Annotated in this window: 23 protein-coding genes and 1 riboswitch; all 23 genes read right to left on the bottom strand. The window is 46.7% G+C overall.

What is annotated here, in order from left to right; genetic code table 11:
- Positions 1 to 6: 6 nt before the first annotated feature.
- The gene (locus KJS52_RS23305; protein WP_213519707.1) at positions 7 to 396 is read right to left on the bottom strand and encodes an ATP synthase subunit I; all 390 of its coding nucleotides are present in this window, start codon (positions 394 to 396) and stop codon (positions 7 to 9) included.
- Positions 389 to 616: an AtpZ/AtpI family protein gene (locus KJS52_RS23300; RefSeq protein WP_213519706.1), complete on the bottom strand. Its 228-nt coding sequence runs from the start codon at positions 614 to 616 to the stop codon at positions 389 to 391. The genes KJS52_RS23305 and KJS52_RS23300 overlap by 8 nt, the downstream gene beginning before the upstream one ends.
- 189 nt (positions 617 to 805) lie before the next feature.
- Complete coding sequence (gene wecB / locus KJS52_RS23295; protein WP_281425695.1) at positions 806 to 1,954, bottom strand: non-hydrolyzing UDP-N-acetylglucosamine 2-epimerase; 1,149 nt, start codon at positions 1,952 to 1,954, stop codon at positions 806 to 808.
- An 807-nt stretch (positions 1,955 to 2,761) separates the two neighbouring features.
- Entirely contained in the window at positions 2,762 to 3,391 is a 630-nt protein-coding gene (upp, locus tag KJS52_RS23290) for a uracil phosphoribosyltransferase (RefSeq protein WP_213519704.1), read from the bottom strand.
- 306 nt (positions 3,392 to 3,697) lie between these two features.
- Positions 3,698 to 4,654 carry an ABC transporter ATP-binding protein gene (locus KJS52_RS23285; protein ID WP_213519703.1) on the bottom strand — a complete coding sequence of 319 codons (957 nt, stop codon included), beginning with the start codon at positions 4,652 to 4,654 and terminating at the stop codon, positions 3,698 to 3,700.
- Positions 4,654 to 5,658: an ABC transporter ATP-binding protein gene (locus tag KJS52_RS23280; RefSeq protein ID WP_213519702.1), complete on the bottom strand. Its 1,005-nt coding sequence runs from the start codon at positions 5,656 to 5,658 to the stop codon at positions 4,654 to 4,656. The genes KJS52_RS23285 and KJS52_RS23280 overlap by 1 nt, the downstream gene beginning before the upstream one ends.
- Positions 5,659 to 5,724: 66 nt before the next feature.
- Positions 5,725 to 6,675, bottom strand: coding sequence for an ABC transporter permease (locus KJS52_RS23275; RefSeq protein WP_373871387.1), 951 nt, complete (start codon positions 6,673 to 6,675; stop codon positions 5,725 to 5,727).
- The gene (locus KJS52_RS23270; RefSeq protein WP_213519700.1) at positions 6,648 to 7,583 is read right to left on the bottom strand and encodes an ABC transporter permease; all 936 of its coding nucleotides are present in this window, start codon (positions 7,581 to 7,583) and stop codon (positions 6,648 to 6,650) included. The genes KJS52_RS23275 and KJS52_RS23270 overlap by 28 nt, the downstream gene beginning before the upstream one ends.
- An 80-nt stretch (positions 7,584 to 7,663) precedes the next feature.
- A complete protein-coding gene (locus KJS52_RS23265) occupies positions 7,664 to 9,310 on the bottom strand; it encodes a peptide ABC transporter substrate-binding protein (protein WP_213519699.1) in 1,647 nt (548 codons plus the stop codon).
- A gap of 483 nt (positions 9,311 to 9,793) precedes the next feature.
- Positions 9,794 to 11,041 (bottom strand): serine hydroxymethyltransferase, encoded by a 1,248-nt coding sequence (gene glyA / locus KJS52_RS23260; RefSeq protein ID WP_213519698.1) that lies wholly within the window; start codon positions 11,039 to 11,041, stop codon positions 9,794 to 9,796.
- 36 nt (positions 11,042 to 11,077) lie between these two features.
- Positions 11,078 to 11,626, bottom strand: a complete 549-nt coding sequence (locus KJS52_RS23255; RefSeq protein ID WP_213519697.1) for a TIGR01440 family protein — start codon at positions 11,624 to 11,626, stop codon at positions 11,078 to 11,080.
- A 4-nt stretch (positions 11,627 to 11,630) separates the two neighbouring features.
- Positions 11,631 to 12,089: a ribose 5-phosphate isomerase B gene (gene rpiB / locus KJS52_RS23250; RefSeq protein WP_213519696.1), complete on the bottom strand. Its 459-nt coding sequence runs from the start codon at positions 12,087 to 12,089 to the stop codon at positions 11,631 to 11,633.
- A 123-nt stretch (positions 12,090 to 12,212) separates the two neighbouring features.
- Positions 12,213 to 12,293, bottom strand: a riboswitch (ZMP/ZTP riboswitch).
- 71 nt (positions 12,294 to 12,364) lie between these two features.
- Entirely contained in the window at positions 12,365 to 12,961 is a 597-nt protein-coding gene (locus tag KJS52_RS23245; protein WP_213519695.1) for an arsenate reductase/protein-tyrosine-phosphatase family protein, read from the bottom strand.
- Positions 12,962 to 12,986: 25 nt separating this feature from the next.
- The gene (locus tag KJS52_RS23240) at positions 12,987 to 13,544 is read right to left on the bottom strand and encodes a manganese efflux pump MntP (protein WP_213519694.1); all 558 of its coding nucleotides are present in this window, start codon (positions 13,542 to 13,544) and stop codon (positions 12,987 to 12,989) included.
- An 87-nt stretch (positions 13,545 to 13,631) separates the two neighbouring features.
- Positions 13,632 to 14,702, bottom strand: coding sequence for an L-threonylcarbamoyladenylate synthase (locus KJS52_RS23235; RefSeq protein WP_213519693.1), 1,071 nt, complete (start codon positions 14,700 to 14,702; stop codon positions 13,632 to 13,634).
- Positions 14,703 to 14,930: 228 nt separating this feature from the next.
- Positions 14,931 to 15,671, bottom strand: coding sequence for a stage II sporulation protein R (gene spoIIR / locus KJS52_RS23230; protein ID WP_213519692.1), 741 nt, complete (start codon positions 15,669 to 15,671; stop codon positions 14,931 to 14,933).
- Positions 15,672 to 15,989: 318 nt separating this feature from the next.
- Complete coding sequence (gene prmC / locus KJS52_RS23225; RefSeq protein ID WP_213519691.1) at positions 15,990 to 16,916, bottom strand: peptide chain release factor N(5)-glutamine methyltransferase; 927 nt, start codon at positions 16,914 to 16,916, stop codon at positions 15,990 to 15,992.
- 358 nt (positions 16,917 to 17,274) lie between these two features.
- The gene (gene prfA / locus KJS52_RS23220) at positions 17,275 to 18,351 is read right to left on the bottom strand and encodes a peptide chain release factor 1 (protein WP_213519690.1); all 1,077 of its coding nucleotides are present in this window, start codon (positions 18,349 to 18,351) and stop codon (positions 17,275 to 17,277) included.
- A 443-nt stretch (positions 18,352 to 18,794) separates the two neighbouring features.
- Entirely contained in the window at positions 18,795 to 19,895 is a 1,101-nt protein-coding gene (ychF, locus tag KJS52_RS23215) for a redox-regulated ATPase YchF (RefSeq protein ID WP_213519689.1), read from the bottom strand.
- 109 nt (positions 19,896 to 20,004) lie between these two features.
- On the bottom strand, positions 20,005 to 20,184 hold the full coding sequence (locus KJS52_RS23210) for a hypothetical protein (protein ID WP_213519688.1): 180 nt from the start codon (positions 20,182 to 20,184) through the stop codon (positions 20,005 to 20,007).
- Positions 20,185 to 20,199: 15 nt separating this feature from the next.
- A complete protein-coding gene (gene trxA / locus KJS52_RS23205; RefSeq protein ID WP_213519687.1) occupies positions 20,200 to 20,508 on the bottom strand; it encodes a thioredoxin in 309 nt (102 codons plus the stop codon).
- Between the two features lie 64 nt (positions 20,509 to 20,572).
- Positions 20,573 to 20,989 (bottom strand): RrF2 family transcriptional regulator, encoded by a 417-nt coding sequence (locus KJS52_RS23200; RefSeq protein WP_213519686.1) that lies wholly within the window; start codon positions 20,987 to 20,989, stop codon positions 20,573 to 20,575.
- Between the two features lie 229 nt (positions 20,990 to 21,218).
- Positions 21,219 to 22,289, bottom strand: a complete 1,071-nt coding sequence (gene hisC, locus KJS52_RS23195; protein ID WP_213519685.1) for a histidinol-phosphate transaminase — start codon at positions 22,287 to 22,289, stop codon at positions 21,219 to 21,221.
- Between the last annotated feature and the right edge of the window lie 27 nt (positions 22,290 to 22,316).

Raw genomic sequence — 22,316 nt, 5'->3', positions numbered from 1 at the left:
TCAATATCACCCCTTTCCGCTGTTATTTTCTTTCACAGTGTGAATGATAGCTGCCACTAAAAGTAGAAAGGGCATAACCATACTGCCGGATAAAGCAGCCGGAAGATTAATAATGTCTGGATATTGGTAGCCAAACATCGCAAGCAGCAAAACTGTTGCAATCCGATTACCAAAGCCGAGCCCTTTTCTTCTAACGCGAGTTCCTTCCTGAGTGACTGCATCAGTTACGATGCCAACTCTGCGATGCAATAAAAACGCATTCATTCCACTCGCTATCAAGCCTAGCGCTAATCCTAAAGCAACCGCTCTCCACTCGGGAAAGGCTGCGTACATAATTAGCGTTACTGCCAGAAGGTAGAGCATCCAACGTGTTGCTGACTTCATAATTTTATTCATCGGAGCCCTCCAACACCTTCAAAACGACTAAGATTGCTGATCCTATACCGAAAGCAAGTCCAGTCAGAACGCCACCTACTATCCAACCCTTGCTACCAGTCCAATCACTAACATAAGTACCCAACCAATAACCAATTAAAATACAAATGGCGACTTGTACGCCCATTGCACCAATTAAACCAGCAACTACAAGCGGCTGATCTAATTTCCTCTTAGTCATTAGTCAACACTCCTGTCAATCCTCATATATTTTATCGAAGCGGTAGAAGGTTTGTCAATTGAAATTCCGATAAAATCACTGCTGTTAATTGCAGACAACCCTTGTCTGACAAGGGTTGTTGCTTATAAAAAACCGTACAGTGCTACTGTACACTGTATATTCGGGATTTCACCGGAAATTCAATTTAAACTATGAACTTTGTGTGAACGAGTCTGGTCTGTGCTCGATTTTTCCAAAATGATGCAGGATGGCATCAACAATCCGCTCTGACGCGCGTCCATCGCCATATGGGTTGGCAGCCTGGCTCATGCGATTGTACAGTGCAGAGTCAGTCAGCAATGCTTTGGCACGCTCATAAACTCGCTCTTCTTCCGTCCCAACCAGCTCAAGCGTACCCGCTTCAATTCCTTCAGGGCGCTCTGTCGTATCTCGCAATACAAGAGTTGGCACGCCGAACGAAGGCGCTTCCTCCTGCAAGCCGCCGGAGTCGGTCATAATCATATGCGTATGAGGGTAAAAATTATGGAACTCGAACACATCAAGCGGTTCAATTAGACGAATGCGCGGATGTCCGCCCAAAATTTCCTTCGCAGGCTCGCGCACTGCAGGATTAGGATGAACCGCATATACAAACGCAACATCCTCAAACTCGTCAGCAATCCGTTTAACCGCACGGAATATGTTGCGATGCGGCTCGCCTAGCGATTCGCGGCGATGCGCCGTCATCAGCACCATGCGCTTGCCTTTCGCCCAATCAATCACAGGGTGCGCAAAGGAATCATCAACCGTATATTGGAACACATCCGCGGCCGTGTTGCCCGTTACATAAATCGTATCCTCATGCTTGTTTTCCTTGCGCAAATTGCTTGCCGACCAATCTGTCGGAGCAAAATGAATATCGGACAGCACACCAGCAAGCTGACGATTCATTTCCTCCGGATATGGAGACATTTTGTTCCAGGTGCGCAGTCCTGCTTCCACGTGGCCTACTTTAATTTTTTTCAGAAATGCGGCATAGCTCGCAAGGAATGTCGTTTGTGTATCCCCGTGTACAAGCACAATGTCTGGCTTGGCCTCTTCCAGCACAGGGTCCAAACCTTCAATCACTCGAATCGTCGTTTCCGTTAACGTTTGACGATCCTTCATCACATTCAGATCATAGTTCGGCTTAATTTCGAAAAACTCCAAAACCTGATCAAGAATCTCACGGTGCTGTGCCGTAACGCACACAATCGACTCAATCTCATCCTCTCGCTTTTGCAGCTCCAATACCAATGGCGCCATCTTAATAGCCTCAGGTCTCGTCCCAAAAATTGTCATTACCTTTAGTTTAGACAAACTGCTCCACTCCAATTCTACATTCAATCATTAATATTCAAGTACGCATAATTCACGGCTAACGTTCCACAATCAACAAACAGTTCACGACATCGCCCTAAACATCATCAAGTCAAATTTTTGAACATTCAGCGCTCCGGAGCAAAGCATCCTCCAGTCGCTTTTTAAATCGTAATGCTCTTATTTTAATTTTATAGGTTGCATTACGATGTTAAAGGCGACACACTTCGTTTTTCGGATTGCTTTGCTCCTCCGCTGGTGCTTTTTTTGAGTGCACGACCAAGAAGATGGCACGATACTAGAAGGCGAGGAGCGCAGCGTAGGCCATTAGCTACGTGAGCACCGAAGCCTTCGGTAGCGTGTCATATTCGCCATCGAATCCGCTACAACGCAACTACATCGTCATCAAAGTCAAGCTTTTTGAACTACCTCATTCCAATATAGGTTCAAAATATTCGGCTTTCAGGACCAAGAAGATGGCACGATACTAGAAGGCGAGGAGCGCAGCGTAGGCCATTATCTACGTGAGCACCGAAGCCTTCGGTAGCGTGACATATTCGCCGTCGAATCCACTACAACGCACAGCATCGTCATCAAAGTCAAGCTTTTTGAACTACCTCATTCCAATGAGGTTCAAAATATTCGGCTTTCAGGACCAAGAAGATGGCACGATACTAGAAGGCGAGGAGCGCAGCGTAGGCAACAAGCTACGTGAGCACCGCAGTTTTCGCTAGCGTTCAAGATTCGCCGTCGAATCCGCTACAACGCAACTACATCGTCATCAAAGTCAAGCTTTTTGAACTACCTCTAATTGGTGCCGAAAATTCGGTCTCCGGCGTCTCCTAACCCCGGCACAATATAGCCTTTTTCATTCAGGCATTGATCCAGCGCAGCGATGTAAATATCAACGTCAGGATGCGCTTCCTGCACAGCCTTTACTCCCTCTGGCGCAGCGATCACGCACATTAGCTTGATATGCTCGCAGCCCCGCTCCTTCAACGATTGAATGGCCGCAATCGCAGAGCCACCCGTAGCAAGCATTGGATCAACGACGATGAGCAATCTTTCTTGCGCATCTGTTGGTAAATTAATGTAGTATTCTTTAGGCTTTAGCGTTTCATGATCGCGAGCAAGCCCGATATGACCAACCTTGGCAGAAGGAATCATCTTCAATATCCCGTCCACCATTCCTAGACCAGCACGAAGGATAGGCACCAAACCTATCATGCGACCAGATACAATTTTAGCATCGGTAACTGCGACCGGTGTTTCCACCTTAACCGTTTGCAACGGAAGATCTCTAGTAATCTCATAGGCCATAAAGGTGGCAACTTCATCAATGAGCTCACGAAAGTCTTTCGTGTTTGTGTTTTTATCTCGAATGAATGTTAATTTATGCTGAATCATCGGATGATCGCAAATAAATAGTTTACCCATGGTGCCTCCCATTTTCTATAAAGATTCTCATTATTGCTTTCGTAATTGTTATTTAATATTGCTCATAATCCAACTTATTATAGCATTGTAAACCGCTTGTTGCATTATAATTTCCTACACTGACAGCGCGAGTATCTTAGCTCGGCTTTGCTGCAATGGCGCAGCAGAACATTTCTTATAAAGCTTCCTATTATAAATGAAAATTATACCATACTAGGACATGTCAGTCTAAACGATGCCCGCAGCGGACCTATACAAAAAGCCGATCAACTGCATAAACAGATTTGATCGGCTTTTGATTAGTGGTTAAGCATAATGACAGGAAGCAAAATGCTTATCCTTTACTTCCAAAAATTTTGGCACATCAACCTTGCACTTCTCAGTCGCCATCGGACAGCGCGTGTGAAAAGGACAGCCTGAAGGCAAATGAATGGGACTTGGCAAATCGCCGCCAAGCACAATCCGTTCACGCTTTTCCTCGACTTCAGGGTCGGGAATCGGAATTGCCGACATTAAAGCGCGCGTATAAGGATGTCTTGGATCGTTATACAAATCCTCGCTGCGGGCGAGCTCAACAATTTTGCCAAGATACATTACTGCTACACGATCGCTAATATGCTTGACCATCGACAAATCGTGGGCAATAAACAAGTACGTCAAGCCCATGTCACGCTGCAGCTCCTGCAGCAAATTGACAACCTGAGCCTGAATCGATACATCAAGCGCGGAAATCGGCTCATCGGCTATAATAAACTTCGGATCAACAGCCAACGCCCTCGCAATACCGATGCGCTGACGCTGACCGCCTGAAAACTCATGCGGATAGCGCGAAGCATATGCTGAATTCAAATTAACAAGCTCCAGCAGCTGCTCTACTTTCTTTTTGCGCTCCTTGCGGCTGCCGGCCAGCTTATGCACATCAAGCGCTTCACCTATAATATCCATAACCGTCATACGCGGATTAAGTGAAGCATACGGGTCCTGGAATATCATCTGCATGTCGCGGCGAAGCTGCTTCAGCTCAGCGCCCTTCATCTGATATATATTTTTACCATTGAACAGCACTTCACCGTTCGTAGGCTCGTACAGTCGCATCATCGTGCGGCCAGCTGTTGATTTGCCGCAACCGGACTCTCCTACTACACCGACGGTTTCGCCTTGTGCAATCGAGAAGTTAAGATCATTTACCGCTTTAAGAATTTGATTATTGCCTAAATTGAAAAATTTGCTCAAATGGTTAACCTCGATTAATGGCTTGCTCATCACTTAACCTCCCTTTGCGCATAAGGGTGCAGCATCCAGCAGGCAGAGCGGTGTGCAGAATGCTCATCGCCTTCTTCAGCAGCTACAAGATCGGGATCATGTTCGACGCAAATGAGCATCGCCTCCTCACAGCGTGCGCAAAAGCTGCAGCCTTTGGGCGGCGATATCAGGTCCGGCGGCGTGCCATGAATCGGTAAAAGCGGCTCGTCCTTTTTCTGATCGAGGCGCGGAACCGAGCGTAGCAGCCCGCGTGTATACGGATGCTGTGGATTGTTGAAAATTTCGTATTTCGTACCGGTCTCTACAACCTTGCCCGCGTACATCACGATTACGCGATCACATACATCTGCTACGACACCAAGATCATGCGTGATTAAAATAATGGACGTTCCCATTTTCTGCTGCAGATCCTTCATTACCTTCATAATTTGTGCTTGAATCGTTACATCAAGCGCCGTTGTCGGTTCATCGGCAATAAGCAGTGAAGGATTGCAGGCAAGCGCAATCGCGATCATTGCGCGCTGCCGCATACCTCCTGAAAACTGATGCGGATACTGATCGATCCGGCTTTCAGGATTAGGAATGCCAACCAGCTTCAGCATTTCAATCGCACGCATGCGCGCATTGGATCTGCTCATCTTCTCATGCTTGGTCAAGCCTTCTATAATTTGAGTGCCAATCGTTAAGGTTGGATTGAGAGACGTCATCGGATCCTGAAAAATCATTCCGATATCATTGCCGCGAACAGCTTCCATCTCCTTATCGGATTTCTTGAGCAAATCCTCTCCCTTAAAGAGAATTTCCCCGCTCAATTGGGCAGGAGGACTTGGAACTAAGCGCATAAGAGATTGGGCCGTAACACTTTTACCGCAGCCAGATTCACCAACAATTGCTACAGCTTCGCCCTTATTGATATGAAAGTTGACGCCGCGTACCGCCTGGACGACTCCGCCGCGTACATCAAAGTTAACCTTTAAGTCATGAACCTCAAGCAGCTTCTCCATACTTCCACCTCCTAAAGCTTTTCAAATGACTGCTTTGGTGTACTTTCTTGAAATTGCTTCTCTACATTATTTCTTCATCTTCGGATCAAGCGCATCCCGCAATCCGTCCCCGAATATATTAAAGCAAAGCATCGTTAAGCTAATAAGCACAGCAGGAAACAGCATCCGCCATGGATAGACCGTCATCGCTTTTAATGCATCATTAATTAATGTACCAAGCGAGGCTGCTGGCGATTGCACGCCTAAGCCAAGGAAGCTTAGAAAGGCTTCGGCGAAAATTGCCGAAGGCACAGTCATCGTCAAGGTGACGATAATCGGCCCCATCGCATTCGGTATTAAATGCTTAAACATAATACGGCTAGTGCTCGCTCCAATCGTCCGCGCCGCCAGCACATACTCTTGATTTTTAAGCTGCATAACTTGTCCGCGAACAATCCAGGCCATATTAATCCAGCCGGTAATACTAAGCGCCAGTACAATCGTAAACATGCTGGGCTCCATTACAACAATGAGCAGAATGACAAGGAGCATGCTCGGGATCGAGTACATTACTTCACAGAAACGGTTCAGCACCTCATCAACTCGACCACCGTAATAGCCCATAATTCCGCCAATAATTACGCCAAGCGCCAAATCGACCAATGCCGCGTACAAGCCCACCTGCAAGGAAATTCCCGCTCCCATCCATGTTCGCTGAAACATATCGCGGCCCAAAGAATCAGTGCCAAACCAATGCTCTGAGTTTGGAGGAAGATTCGTATTGGCAAGATCATTCGTTTTATAATCGTATGGCGTCATGTACTGGGCTGTAATCGCCAGTAAAGTAATAACGAGCAGTACAACAAGACTGAGCATAGCCAGCTTGTTTTCCTTCAGGCGAATCCATGCATCCTTCCACGCCGATATGCTTTCACGGACAACAAGCTCGCCAGCGTGCTCTGATTTTTTCAGCTTGGCAAATTGCTCCGGCTTTAGCGTTTGCTCTGACATTACGCTCCTCCTCTCCCGCGAATCAATTTAATGCGTGGATCAATAAATCCGTAGGCAATATCGGTAATGAGCCGAGCCAGCATTAAAATAACAGCATAAAATAACGTTAAGCCCATAATGAGCGTATAGTCTCGATTCGTAATACTATTAACAAAATCTTTGCCCAGGCCGCCTATGCCAAAAATCTGCTCTACAATGACCGAGCCTGTAATAATGTTGGCAGTCATCGGCCCTACATAGGTGACGACAGGCATAATCGCATTGCGAAGTGCATGCTTCACAAGAATGACTCTACCAGATAAGCCTTTAGCTCTTGCAGTTTTAATATAATCAGCCGATAAAACCTCAAGCATGCTCGACCTTGTCAGTCTCGCAATAAATGCGGTCGGCAAAAAGGATAGCGCAATAACAGGCAAAACATAGTCAAGCGGTCCATTCAAGCCAGTAACGTTAAACCAGCGAAGCTGGACGCCGAAAAAATATTGCAGGGCAGAAGCGATTACAAAATTTGGAATCGAAACACCCAATACAGCAATAAAAATCGTAAAGCCATCTAAAAACTTGCGATGATTCAATGCTGCGATCAAGCCGAGCAGCACGCCTGCTGCAACCGATACAATCATAGCCAGCAGGCCGAGCTGCACGGAATAGGCAAAGCCGCTTTTTATAACCGTTTCAACGGTCACGTACTGCTGCTTCATTGAGGTGCCAAAATCGAGCTTCAACAGGTTCCCGATGTAATGGACATACTGCTCCCAGACCGGCTTGTCAAAGCCGTATTTCTCCATCAGCATTTGCTGAATCGCTGGCGGAATATTTTTCTCTGATTGAAACGGGTTGCCAGGTATGGCCTTCATTAAGAAGAACGTGGCCGAAGCTAGTACGAAAAGCGAAAGCAGCATATATAAGATCTTCTCGATGACATAGCGAACCAATTGAACCTACACCTCCATAAGAATGCTGAAGAAAGGGATATATGCGTAACAATATGCATATATCCCAATCCGCCTACGCTTTATTGTTCTTGTTCTTCGTAATAGCCGCGGGTGAAAATAATATCGCCTTTAAAGTCGACATACACGCCTTTTACTTCAGGTTTCATTAGATACACATTTGTGTAATAGTAAAGCGGTATGATGGAGTGTGATTCAATCAACAGCTTCTCGGCATCCGCTATTAGTTTGACGCGCTCCTCAGGCTCACTTGTATGATTAATGCGCTCCACTAGCTCATCATATTCAGCATTTGCATAGCCTGTATTGTTGTTGCCGCTCTTGGATGTGAACAAGCTGATGAAAGAAATCGGGTCATTGTAATCAGCACCCCAGCCAGCACGCGCAACTTGATAATTCATTGCATTACGGTTGTCGAGGAATACACCCCATTCTTCATTTCCGATTTGCACATCGATTCCCAAATTATTGCGCCACATATCAACAATCGCTTCAGCAACTTTCAGATGCAGATCATTTGTATTGAATGTGATACTGAAAGCCGGCAGCTGAGTTAGCCCTTCTTCTGCCAGACCCTCAGCCAGCAGTTGCTTCGCCAGTTCCAGATCCTCCTTAAAGTAATCGCCATTTACCTCGTTGCGATACTCGTCCTCTACGCCTTTAATACCTGGAGGTACTAGTCCATAGGCTGGAATTTGGCCGCCAAGTGTTACTTTCTCGGTCAGGTCATTGCGATTGACAGCCAAGGACAACGCTTGACGAACTTTTTTATTTGTAAATGGAGGTTCTGTTGTATTGATCAAATAGTAGTACAAGCTTGCTGTACCTTTAATCTTAAATTCATCAGGGTATTTTTGCTGCAATGATGCAAACTGATCACTTGGCAAGGAGCCTGTTGGGTGACCTGCATAATCCAGCTTCCCTGTTTCGTACATGTTCAGCTCAGAGCTTGAATCGTTAACCATCGTAAACGAAACTTTGCTGAATTTAATTTGATCACGACCGTAATAGGAGTCACTTGGCTCAAGTGTAATCGACGTATTGCGCTTCCAGTCTGTCATCGTAAACGGACCATTCGTAATCATTGTATTTGCTGCCGCTGCGAATGCTTCATTTTCCTTAACAGATTGATGGACAGGGAAGTAAATCGCTGTAGAAAGCAGCGACTCAAAATAAATCGTCGGAGCGACCAAAGTTACAACGAGTGTATGATCATCTTCAGCCTTTACCGCTACATCATCAACCGAGCCCTCTCCTGTATTGTAGGCTTCGGCACCCTCAATATAATAAAGCTGGTACGCATATTGGGATGGCTCTGGAACGAGCAGCGGATCAAGTGCGCGCTTCCAGGAAAACTCAAAATCATGAGCTGTCACTGGATCGCCATTACTCCATTTTGCATCGGAACGAATCTTGAATGTATATGTCTTGCCATCCTCTGAAACATCCCATTTTTCTGCGATGCCTGGCTGTACATCACCATTCTCGTCAAGAATGGTCAAGCCCTCGTAAATGGCATTAATGACGGTGAAGGATACCTGATCAGTCGCTTGAGCTGGATCAAGCGTTGGCGGTTCAGTTGACAAATTAACACGGAATTCATTATTGCTTGCACCGCCTCCGTTTTTGGCTCCAGTTGCACAGCCTGCTGTAAAAATAGCGAATACTAGCACCATTGAAAGAATAGATACCAGTTTTGTTCTCTTCATGCGGATAGTCCCCTTTTCTCATGATGTATAGCGCAATGATGTGGAATCGAGTCTAATGCATAACAAGCTTGTATTCAAAATGAATGAATATTCAAGTGAGCGAATATTTACTTTTGTTGTGCATATTTACAATCCCGTCCAAAAAGACGGAGAGAAATATACCGCTTCTGCAAGCCCACTGTCAAGATGATAAATTTACCGTTGCTCTTCTCTGCCCGACCAGCAAAAAAGCGAAAGTTTTGATAGAACTGAGCTCTGGGCTGCTTTTGTTTTTTGTGAACAACTTTTGAATACAGTTAATGCCATCTAGCATTTGGCATCATAAGAAAATTATAGATTGCCTTCTTTTCCACATATTAACGAATGTGCATTTACTATTTGCATAAAGTAACCACTCTATTCGTATAACAAAAAAGCCAAAGCAAGATCAAAAATGATCTGCTTTGGCTTTTGTTAATCCATTTATTTCATATGGTTATTCGATTAGTATGACAGTCCAGGGTAAATCGGGAATTTCGCAGTTAGCTCACGAACTTTGGTACGAGCTGCATTTTTAACTGCCTCATCCTGAGGGTTTTTAAGTACAGAGGAGATAACCTCTGCAATAACCGTCATCGCAGCTGTATCCATGCCGCGTGCTGTTGCTGCTGGCGTACCAACGCGGATACCGCTAGTAATAAACGGACTTGTCGGATCAAACGGAATCGCATTTTTATTAACTGTAATGCCTACCTCGTCAAGCACATGCTCAGCATCTTTGCCTGTAATGCCTAGATTGCGAGTATCGATCAGCATAAGGTGATTGTCAGTGCCGCCTGATACAAGGTTAATGCCGTTTGCTGTCAACGATTCTGCCAGCACTTTTGCATTGTTTACAACATTGGTTGCATATTGTTTAAACTCATCCTGCAATGCTTCACCGAAAGCAACTGCTTTTGCAGCGATAATATGCATCAATGGACCGCCTTGCGTGCCAGGGAATACCGCTTTGTCAATGGCTGCAGCCCAAGATTTGCGGCACAGAATCATACCGCCGCGAGGACCACGCAATGTTTTATGAGTAGTTGTCGTTACAAAATGCGCATGTGGAACAGGGTTAGGATGCAGACCTGCTGCTACCAGACCAGCAATATGCGCCATGTCAACCATGAACAACGCACCAACTTCATTCGCGATTTGTCCAAGCTTTTCAAAGTCGATAATGCGCGGATATGCACTTGCTCCGGCAACGATTAGACGAGGACGATGCTTGAAGGCAAGCTTGCGAACTTCTTCATAATCAATCGTGAAGGAGTCCTCTTGAACGCCATACGCCACGAAATTGTACAAAAGACCAGATGCATTAACTGGGCTGCCATGGGTTAAATGTCCGCCATGTGCAAGATTCATGCCAAGCACGGTGTCGCCAGGCTTCAATGCCGCCAAATATACAGCCATATTCGCTTGCGCGCCAGAGTGTGGCTGCACGTTGGCATGCTCTGCGCCAAACAATTGTTTAGCGCGGTCACGAGCAATATCCTCAACGATGTCTACATGCTCACAGCCTCCGTAGTAACGTTTGCTCGGATAGCCTTCTGCATACTTGTTCGTAAGCACAGAGCCCATTGCTTCGAGTACTGCCGGACTAACAATATTTTCGGATGCGATCAATTCAATGTTGTCGCGTTGGCGTTGCAGCTCCAGACCTAGCGCCTCTAAAACCTGTGGATCTTGTTTACGTAAATGCTCCATTATAAATCCTCCTCAAAAGCTCTATTTTAGTTTTTATTATTCATATACTGCCCGCTCGCCGCCGATTAGCTTTGGACGGGTAAATGCCAATGTCACGTGTGCGTCGCCTATAGAACGAAGCGAAGCCCGAAACGGCACAACAACCTGTTTTAGATGCATGCCGATAAATGTATCTCCAATATCAATCCCAGCGTCTGCCGCAATGCTTTCAACGAGTGCTGGCTGTTGCAGCTGAGAATAAGCATAAGCTGCCATCGCCCCGCCCGCTTTCGGCACAGGCTTCGCATGAACAAGCGTCAGATTAAGCTGCTCTGCCAGTTCACGCTCTATGACAATTGCGCGATTCAAGTGCTCACAGCACTGAAAAACAGGAATAAACGGATATGTTCTGCTCGCTTGCTGCAAGCCGCTATAGATCGCTTCTGCAATTTCAACTGCTCCCGCTGAGCCAATCCGCTCGCCGGCCACCTCGCTTGTGCTGGCACCGATAATAAGCAGCTTGGGCTTTGTCCATTGACATCTTTCCATCAATTCACAAGTAATTTGCTCTACTTGCTGGGCAATGGTCTCAAGGGAATGCGCCATAGCATTACTCTCCTTTAATAAAGCGCTTTTCAATCTCCATTACTTTGTTAATGCGATTGACATGGCGCTCGCCATTAGAGAATGGAGTTTCCAGCCAAATTTTCACAATATCAAGTGCCAGCCCAGGACCTAGCACGCGCTCGCCTAGCGCCAACACATTGGTATCGTTATGATCGCGTGTAGCGTGAGCCGAAAATGTATCAGAAACAAGGGCGCAACGAATTCCTGCGTGCTTGTTTGCAGCAATTGACATGCCGATGCCGGTGCCGCAGATTAAAATACCACGATCCGCCTTGCCCTCAGCTACAAGGTCGCAAACTGGCAAAGCATAATCAGGGTAGTCTACAGAGGTTTCACAATCACAGCCAAAATCGACAACTTCATGGCCTAATGATTCCAATAACGGCAAAATTTCATTTTTTAAGCGGAAGCCGCCATGATCAGCACTTATCGCAATTTTCAAAGGAAACACCCTTTCGTTCATTTTGTCATAAATACAAGATGCAGATGAGCTTGCATACATACAGTAGTATAACGCTTTTTCGAAAAAAATGAAAAAAGAGCAAGACATGCTTATTAGCACGCTGCTCTTTGCCCAGGCGACCGGCCGTATGCTTCGATGCTCCATCGTGGTTACCCACTCTCGTCGCCAGTTACATCGAAGTCCTTGCATTTATATTTATCATAGCCGATCTGTAGGTAAATATCAATCACCAACAGCTAAATTATGCGAATGACTTAGCTTGATTCGCTGCTGCGAATGGCCAAAAGCTTATCAACCAGCTTGAAAATCGCATCCTCCAGCTCATCCGCACAAGCATCATAAATCGATTGTGATCCGCCAAAGGGATCTGCAATATCAAAGCTTGGCATAGAAAGCTCAAGCTTTTGAGCCCGCTTCCGCTTCTCTTCATCAATAGGCTGTCCTAACAACTGCTGCATTTGCAGCTCTGAGTATAGCTCTTCCAGCTCATTCAGCTTGGCTTGAAGCTGGTCATCCATATATGCATATTCTTTAAGTGTGTACAGCTTATCCATCACTTCCGGGTAGCGACGCATAACCTCACGCTTATGACTTGTTGTCATCGTTAATATAAGATCGGCCCAATGAAGCGCTTCCTCATTCATCGCCACTGAGCTGCCTTGATGCTGGATGCCGCGTCGCTCTAATGCATGCTTGGAATTCGTAGAAACGGGAAGTCCATCAACCGTTGATATGCCAGCTGAACGCACTGCCAAAATTAATCCCTTCTCATGAGCAAGCCCTTTAAGAAACGCCTCAGCCATTGGAGATCGACATGTATTCCCTGTACATAAGAACAAAATTCGCTTCATCCTCGTCAACTCCTTTACGCTCTTATTATACAATAAAGTAAACACCAAATACGACCAGAATTATCCCACCAAGCGTTTCCCCATATTCACCTAAAGTATGACCGACGCGCTTGCCTACAGTTAAACCCAGCATCGCCATAATCGCTCCACAGCATCCAAACAGCAAAACTGTCACCCACAACGGCAAGTGGAACATGCCCAATGTAATGCCGACAGAAAAGGAATCGACGCTTACACTGAAGGCCAGCAGCAATACTCCCCAAAACGTTCGATGGTTCAGCAGTACCGCTTCCTCTGACTTGAAGGAGTTGATCACCATATGCACCCCGAGAATAATAAGCAGCAAGCCGGCTGCAAAGCTGGCCCATTCTCCCAGCACAACACTCATCATTTTGCCCATCAGCATGCCGCCGATCGGCATAATCATATGGAATAGCCCAATAATGATTCCCAGCTTCATAATATGCAGGTAACGAATTCCTTTCAAGCCGATACCTACGCCAAGTGAAAACGCATCGAAGCCAAGCGCGAGTGCAATCATTGTAATTGTCGTAAGCTGTCCAAGCCAAATGTTCATTTCCATCATTCATTATCCCCTTGTCCGATATCCTTGTACAAGCATATGCAGACGCTGAGACAATGTTTACAACTAATTGCATGACACCATTATTTAAACCTCAATAACAGTATGCCCCGCAGCTTTCAAAAGTCTATTCATCAGTGCTGCGCCAATCCCCGCAGCTTCGCTGGCTTCCGACCATATATACTGAATCTGCTGCTCATCAAACTGACGAAGCGCTTGGTATAAGCGGGCCGCGGCCTGCTCCAGCTGATGAATACTGCCAAGGCTAAGCACAAGCGCGGCCTGCTGATAATGACGCTCATGCTCGTCAAAGCGCAGCACTCCACAGCGATCAGTAGCCGCGAAGCGCGCTAGCTGCTGTTCAATATAATGAGCAACAGCTTGAGGCTCGCCCTTGACGATAGCCAGCTTGCCTTGCGGCGCATAATGCGTATATTTCATCCCTGGCGAGCGAGGCGCTTGCTTGCTCTCCAGCTCGCTTTCCATCGTGACAACCGCCTCTGGGCAGCATGCCTGCAGCTGCTCAAGCGTTACTGCGCCAGGGCGCAGCACACGAATCAACTGCTGATCGACAAGCTCGACAACCGTCGATTCAAGCCCTACACCAGTTGCACCTCCATCAACAATGCCGGAAATTTTGCCCTGTAAATCTTCATAGACATGGGCCGCCAAGGTTGGACTTGGGCGCCCGGATGTATTGGCGCTAGGCGCCGCCACAGGCACGCGCGCTTGCCGCATCAGCTCCAGGGCGATTGGGTGATCAGGCATACGAATGCCGACAGTATCAAGCCCGGCTGTGACATAGGAGGACAGCACACCTTGCTTCACAGGCAAAACAATCGTAAGCGGCCCTGGCCAGAACGCATCCATCAGCTTAATGGCAAGCTCACTCACCTGCTGCGCCAGCTGCTCCACCTGCTGAATATCAAAAATATGCACAATTAACGGATTGTCTGCCGGCCGCCCTTTAGCAGAAAAAATACCCTGCACAGCCGCATCATTGGTCGCATCTGCCCCCAGGCCGTAAACCGTTTCTGTAGGAAAAGCGATTTGCTTGCCAGCAGCCAGCCGTTCAGCCGCTTCCGCCAATTGTTTTTGCCAGGCTGGTTCAGCTATATTTATATTCCATACCTTTGTATGAACAGTCACTTCTATCATCCCTCTTCTTCGTTTGCCCTGCTATTATAGCATAACTTGCAGATTTTAAGGGAATGCCCGTCTAACGCAGCAATCTTGATCGTAGTAGTAATGGACAGCACCGACTGAGGGATCAAAGCTGTGGCAGCAAAAAAAGACGAACGCATCAGGTGCATGACCCTATACATTCGTCTTTGTCTAGCAGAGCAGCGCGCAATATCACGCCTGCTGCAGATGAAAGCTGCAATCTTATGCCATTAAGGAACGGAACCAAGCGCCGATATCCTCGAAAATTTCCACAATAAAAAATTTAACCTCAATGTCAGCAGCCTCTTCAACGGCAGCCTCCTGCTGCTTTGCACCAGCTTTATCGGCCTCTGCATCCGCAGCTTGTACCGTTTCTGTCTCGCTGCTTGTCGGTTGTTTCTCAGCAGCTGGCTCCTCAGCTTCTGCAGATACTTTATCTACTCCTGCTGTCGCTTCCCCAGCTACAGTGTCAGCGAAGCATAGTGGAGGGAACAGCACACACCACCAGTTGCGGCCTTCGCCTTTGCCCAGCGTAACAAGCAGCGCCTCGTACATACCGGCAGGATAGACAAGCTGACCATACATTTTCGTTGGAAACTCTACTTGTCCAATTGTCGTAGTAAAGCCATAGTTGTAGCCATTTTGCTCCAATGTAGCAGCAATGACTGCTTGCAGCTCCGCCTCTCGGCTTGCCAGCATCTCTCTTGCTTCTTCAATACTGATTGGCTCACTTACCCAGCTATTCATCGTTTCGACAACCGCATCACGTACAATTGCTTTAATATATTGATCGGAAGGAGAATCGGAATTAGCTAAAATACGCAGACGAATTGACTCCTCTGGAATCGACTCCATATGAAGCGCAGCATCAACCTTTTGAAATTCCCAACTCATTAATAAAACCATTAAAATAAGTGCTACATATCCATAAACCTTACGATAAGAAAAAATAGAATTATTCATAACGACAAGCTCCTCTCGTACATCCGCTAAAATGTACCTGCTTGCGTTCCGGAACGTCTCTATCTATATTATGCCCAGATATGCAACACTCTAAACCTATTAGAGGAAGTTCAAAAAGCTTCGTAGGTGAGTCGACGGCGAATCTTGAACGCTAGCGAAGGGCTTATGCTTTCGATGTATGTTTTCTGCGAAAACATTTGGGGTGCTCACGTAGCTGTTGCCTACGCTGCGCTCCTCGTTTTCTACTAGCGTCCAAGCTTCTTGGTCCTGAAAGCCTTGCTTTTTGAACCTTTATTTGGAACTGGAAAATCAAAAAAACTAGACTTTTTTTATTGCTAGAATGTGACGATCTATTCCGGCATAATCGGTAATGATATCCACCTCATCCCAGGCGCCCATCTCGCGAAGCCAACCGGCTACGATAGCTGGCTGGTGTATGCCCAGTTCAAATGCAACGATACGCGGCTGCTCGCTCAGAAGCTGCAGGCTCGATAGCATTGCACGATACGGGTCCAGGCCGTCAGCTCCACCTACCAATGCAAGATGCGGCTCATACTGCTGCACCTCGCGCTGCAGACCAGCCATATCAGCTTGCGGAATATATGGCGGATTGGATACGAGTATGTCGATTCCCCTGCCATTGTGCTGCAGCCTCTCGCCATCCAGGCAAAACGGCTTAAGCAAATCACCCTCAACCCATTCAATTGTGGAGGAAACCTGATATCGTTCCGCATTGCGCTGTGCTTGAGCCAACGCAGCAGAAGACAAGTCAGAAGCAATGACATGCGACTTTGGCTGCTCAAGCTGCAATGTAATGGAAATCGCTCCGCTACCTGTGCCTACATCAAGTATAGTCAGCGTCTCTTGCGGCCAGTGCTGCCTGATCCGCTGCAATACGGCCTCAACAAGCAGTTCTGTCTCTGGACGCGGAATAAGCACATCCGGCGTAACTGCAAAGGCTCTGCCATAAAACCATGCTTCCCCCGTCATATATTGCAGCGGCTCCCCGCGTCCTTTTCTGGTCAGCAATTCCACCCATTCTTCCAAGTAGTCACTTGGAAAGATTTCCTGCCAGCGCAGCAGGAGCTGGGCTCGATCAAGCTTCAAAACATGCAGCATGAGCAGTTCAGCATTTTCCCGAGCCTCGTCCACCTCCAGCTGGGTCAAATATGAAGTGGCCAGCTCAAGCTGCTGACGCACCGTATAGCCGCCAGTCAGAGAGGCGGCGAGGGTTTTTTCCAACATAGAATATTCACCTTTCTAAGAGTAAGAGGTAGTTCAATAAGCATGGCTTTGATGACGATGTCACTTCTTCGTAGTGAATTCGACGGCGAATATGTCACGCTACCGAAGGCTTCGGTGCTCACGTAGCTATTGGCCTACGCTGCGCTCCTCGCCTTCTAGTATCATGCCATCTTCTTGGTCCTGAAAGCCCTGCTTTTGAACTCTTATTTTATGGGGTAGTTCAAAAAATATGGCTTTGATGACGATGTCACTTCTTCGTAGTGGATTCGACGGCTTTGCATTTCTTGGAGAAAAAGAAAGCGCAAGCCTGAGCGGGACGCTTTGATTGGCCGTCCTGCGAATGGCTTACGCTCGCTTATTATACACCCATTGTTTCTTTTTCCAGCATTTCAGCCTGTTCAGCCAATGTCAATTGGTTGACGATATCATCAATTTCTCCGTTCATTACTGCATCCAGCTTATGAAGTGTCAACCCGATGCGATGGTCAGTAACACGGCTTTGCGGGAAGTTATACGTACGAATGCGCTCGCTGCGGTCACCCGTACCGACCTTGCTTTTGCGCTCACCAGCATACTTCGCTTCTTCTTCCTGACGACGCATATCGTAGATGCGGGCACGGAGTACCTGCAAGGCCTTCATTTTATTGTCATTTTGCGATTTGCCGTCCTGACAGGTTGCCATGATTCCGGTTGGCACGTGAAGCACACGAACCGCAGACTTCGTTGTATTGACAGACTGTCCGCCAGCACCGCTGGAGCAGAACGTGTCAATCCGAATATCTTTATCCAAAATTTCTACCTCAACCTCTTCAACCTCCGGCATTACAGCAACTGTAGAAGTGGAGGTATGAATGCGTCCGCCTGATTCCGTAACCGGAATACGCTGTACGCGATGTGCACCGCTCTCGTACTTCATCTTGCTGTACGCGCCTTTTCCGTTAATCATGAAAATGACCTCTTTAAATCCGCCCAGATCATTTTCCGTATACTCCATCAGCTCGGTTCTCCAGCCTTGAGTGTCAGCGTACTTGGTGTACATACGGTAAAGCTCATAAGCAAACAAAGCAGCCTCATCGCCGCCAGCTGCACCACGAATTTCCACAATGACGTTCTTATCATCATTAGGGTCTTTTGGCAGAAGCAATATACGTACCTTCTCCTCTAGTCCCACTTTGCGCTCGGACAGCTCATCGACTTCCATTTTGACCATTTCGCGCATTTCATCATCCAGCTTCTCGCCCAGCATCTCCTTGGCATCATCCAGCTGCTGGCATACTTGCTTATACTCGGTATAAGCATCATAGGCAGCCTGCAGGTCGGATTGCTCCTTGGAAAGCTCGCGCAATCTTTTCGGATCGCTTGATACATCTGGATCACATAGCAGTTCGCTCAACTTTTCATATCGGTCAGCCAGTGCCTGTAAACGATCTAACACAGTCCTTCACCTCTGTCATTTCCTCAAAATAAGATAATTTATATTATATCATATCCCTTGCCTGCAATGAATCACCGCATGCTGGAAGAAAAGATTAAATTAATTATCCACAAGTTATTATAGTTATTCACAGAATTACCCACAAAAATATAACGAATATACACATCAATTTCATTAGTTATCCACAGTTTAGCCGAAACACTCTATTTATTATACACATGTGGACATCATTTCGCTCCTAAGATAAGCAATTTAAGCAGCCTGTTGTGCACAAGTATAATTAGTACATATTCAAAAGCTCAGCGTTCAAGATTCGACGTCGACTACGCTACAACGCAACTACATTGTCATCAAAGCCCAGCTTTTGAACCTCCTCTTCCAAGCAAAAAAGTGCTTCGTAAGCCTTAAGGTCACGAAGCACTGCATATTACAAATGACAAGCGTTATACGTTGAAGCGGAAGTGCATAACATCTCCGTCTTGCACCACATAATCCTTGCCCTCCAGACGAAGCTGGCCACGCTCGCGCGCAACAGCCATCGAGCCTGCAGCAGCAAGATCCTCATAGGATACAACCTCTGCACGGATAAAACCGCGCTCAAAATCGGTGTGAATGACACCCGCAGCTTGCGGCGCCTTCATGCCTTTGCGAATCGTCCAGGCGCGAACCTCTTGAACTCCTGCTGTAAAATAAGTATATAGCCCAAGCAGCTTATACGCCGCACGAATGAGACGATTCAAGCCCGATTCAGCCAGGCCCAGCTCCTCAAGGAACATCTCCTTGTCTTCGCCTTCCAGCTCAGCAATCTCGGATTCAACCTTGGCGCTAATTGGCACAACCTCTGCACCCTCGCTAGCCGCAAATTCACGAACCAGCTTTACATATTCATTATCATCCGGATTGCTCACATCAGACTCGCTCACATTAGCCGCATATAGCACAGGCTTAAGCGTAAGCAAATGAAGCTCCTTGATCAAGGCAAGCTCATCGTCTGTTAATTCTAGGCTGCGTGCAGGCTTATCATTGTATAACGCTTCCTTAACCCGCTCCAGCACTTCAACCTCTTGCGCAAACTTCTTATCGCCGCTCTTCATATTTTTGCGAGAGCGCTCGATACGACGATCAACGGAGTCGATATCCGCAAGAATCAGCTCCAAATTAATCGTTTGAATATCGCTTAACGGATCAACTTTACCGGAGACATGCGTAATATTTTCATCCTGGAAGCAGCGCACGACATGGACAATCGCATCCACCTCGCGAATATGCGCCAGAAACTTGTTGCCCAAGCCCTCGCCTTTGCTAGCACCGGCAACTAAACCTGCAATATCGACAAATTCAAACGCAGTCGGAACAATATTGTTTGGCTTAACCAGTTCCACCAGCTTATCCAAACGACTGTCTGGTACTTCAACCACACCAACGTTCGGATCAATCGTACAGAAAGGATAATTGGCAGATTCTGCACCAGCCTGTGTAATGGCGTTAAACAATGTGGATTTGCCTACATTCGGCAATCCGACTACTCCACAAGAAAGACCCATACCTTCAACTCCTCAAACAATTTATGATTACGATTTGCCATGCTCTCCTTATCCATAAACGCAACATAACGAAAGCAACGTCCAAATACGCTAGATAACTGCATGTTCATTACTTCAAATTGCCGCAAATTAGCTCGGCAAGATGATCAATCCCCAATTGTACACAGCTTTCGTCATTATACCCTAGCGCCATCAACAATGAAAGAGGCAGCATAAAATAACGATACACATGAAATAAAGCTGTCCCACCGTGAACATTTTCACTTGGGGACAGCTTTATACGTTTCAAGGCCTCGCTTGCTTATTAAGCGTTGGAGATTTTTGTTTTTAGCGCATCTTTGCTTTGAAGACCAACCATTTTATCAACTGGCTGACCGTCTTTGAACAAAATAAGCGTTGGGATACTCATTACGCCAAATTGTGCTGCAAGCTCAGGCTGCTCGTCAACATTGATTTTACCGATTGTTGCTTGACCTTCAAGCTCAGTAGCAAGCTCCTCTACGATTGGAAGCTGCATTTTGCAAGGTCCACACCATGGAGCCCAGAAATCTACAAGAGAAACACCGTTCTCAATTGTTTGGTTAAAATTATCTTTTGTCAATACGACTGCCATTACAATCATCCTTTCGGTCTAAAATATATGATTAAGGGCAAAACCCTGCACACCAAATTGGTGCCTAGCATTCATGGATTTGCTTCAGCACATCACTAATTGTAATATGGCTGAAATGCTCCTCCAGTTTTTTTTCAGCAGTACAAAAAATACCATACATGACAGTATTCATATTGGAGCCAACCATACAATCTGCATCAGGATTGCCTGAGCACCAGCTTGGGATTAACGAGCCCTGAGCCATTACCCGATAAATATCAGCCAAGGTAACGGTATCGGGATCGATCGTCAAGCGGTATCCACCGCCAGAGCCCTCTCTAGTATTGACGAAGCCGCTTCGTCTCATACCGCTCATCACTTTACGGATGCGCGCTGAGTGGGTACCTACGTTATCAGCAATCATTTCGCTACTGGCCATCTTATCTGGTAAGTTTGCCAAATAAACTAAACTATGCACTGCGATTGTAAATTCACTATTCACTTCAGTGGGCCTCCCTGCTTTATACTGTAATAATAAACGTTACAGTTCTTATTGTCAACATCGGCACACGTCTTCCTGCAAAATTAAGTGATTTTCATTACTATTTCCCATTGCGCGCAATAAAATTTATAGGCTAAGTAACAAAAAAGGCTGTCCCATGTCAACCGATGCGTTGATCACAGAACCAGCCTTTGCTAACGATATTCAGCTGCAGCCAAACACATTCTGGCTACGATGTCGGATGAGCAAGATTATGCTCAATTGCCGCCAAAAAGCTATCCATTTCCTCATCGGTCCCGATGCTGACACGAAGGAAATTGTCAATTCGCGGTGAAGCAAAGTAACGCACCAGCACACCTTGCTCACGAAGCACTTCAAACAGCCGCTTCGCAGGGATGACTGGATGAGATATAAAGACGAAATTCGCCTTAGACGGCGTAACAGTAAAACCGAGCTCCTGCAGTCTTGCACGCACACGCTCTCTTGTAGCGACAACCTTGGCAGTCGTTGCGGCAAAATAATGATGGTCTTCAATTGCAGCAACAGAGCCTGCCAAAGCGACTCGATCCAATGTATAAGAATTAAATGAGTTCTTCGTGCGGTTGAGGCCTTCAATCAGCTCCTCCGAGCCAAAGGCAAAGCCTACGCGCAAGCCAGCCAAGGAACGAGACTTCGAAAGCGTCTGCACGACAAGCAAATTCGGATATTGATGAACCAGCCCTGCTGCGGACTCCGCACCAAAATCTACATAGGCCTCGTCAATCAGCACCACCTGCTCAGGATTGCTTTCTACTAGACGACGCACATCGTCAAGCGGCAGTGGAATGGCAGTTGGCGCATTAGGGTTCGGGATCACAATTCCGCCATGCTCGCCTGTATAATGATCTACGTTAATATTGAATTGCTCATCAAGCGGGATCAGCTTGGGCGTAATCCCATAAAATTTGGCATAAACCTTGTAAAAGCTATACGTAATATCAGGGAACAGCACTGGCTTGCCAGGGTCAAAAAATGAGGCAAATGCAAATGCCAAAATTTCATCCGAGCCGTTTCCGACAAAGACCTGCTGCGGTGCCAGACCATGCTTTTTCGCAAGAGCCTGCACAAGCACCTCGCTATTAGGGTCCGGATACAAGCGCAAATCCTCATTAATAGCAGCAGTCATGGCTGCAATTGCCTTTGGCGATGGCGGATACGGATTTTCGTTCGTATTCAGCTTAATATATGCTTTGTCCTTTGGCTGCTCGCCAGGCACATACGGCTCTAGCGAAGCAGTCAGCGGACTCCAAAATTTACTCAAGCGACTCCACTCCTTAACCTTTTCACG

This window comes from Paenibacillus montaniterrae, assembly GCF_018403185.1.
Classification (GTDB): domain Bacteria; phylum Bacillota; class Bacilli; order Paenibacillales; family Paenibacillaceae; genus Pristimantibacillus; species Pristimantibacillus montaniterrae.
Note: the sequence above shows the minus strand (reverse complement) of the source record. Positions and strands in the feature narration are given on the sequence as shown.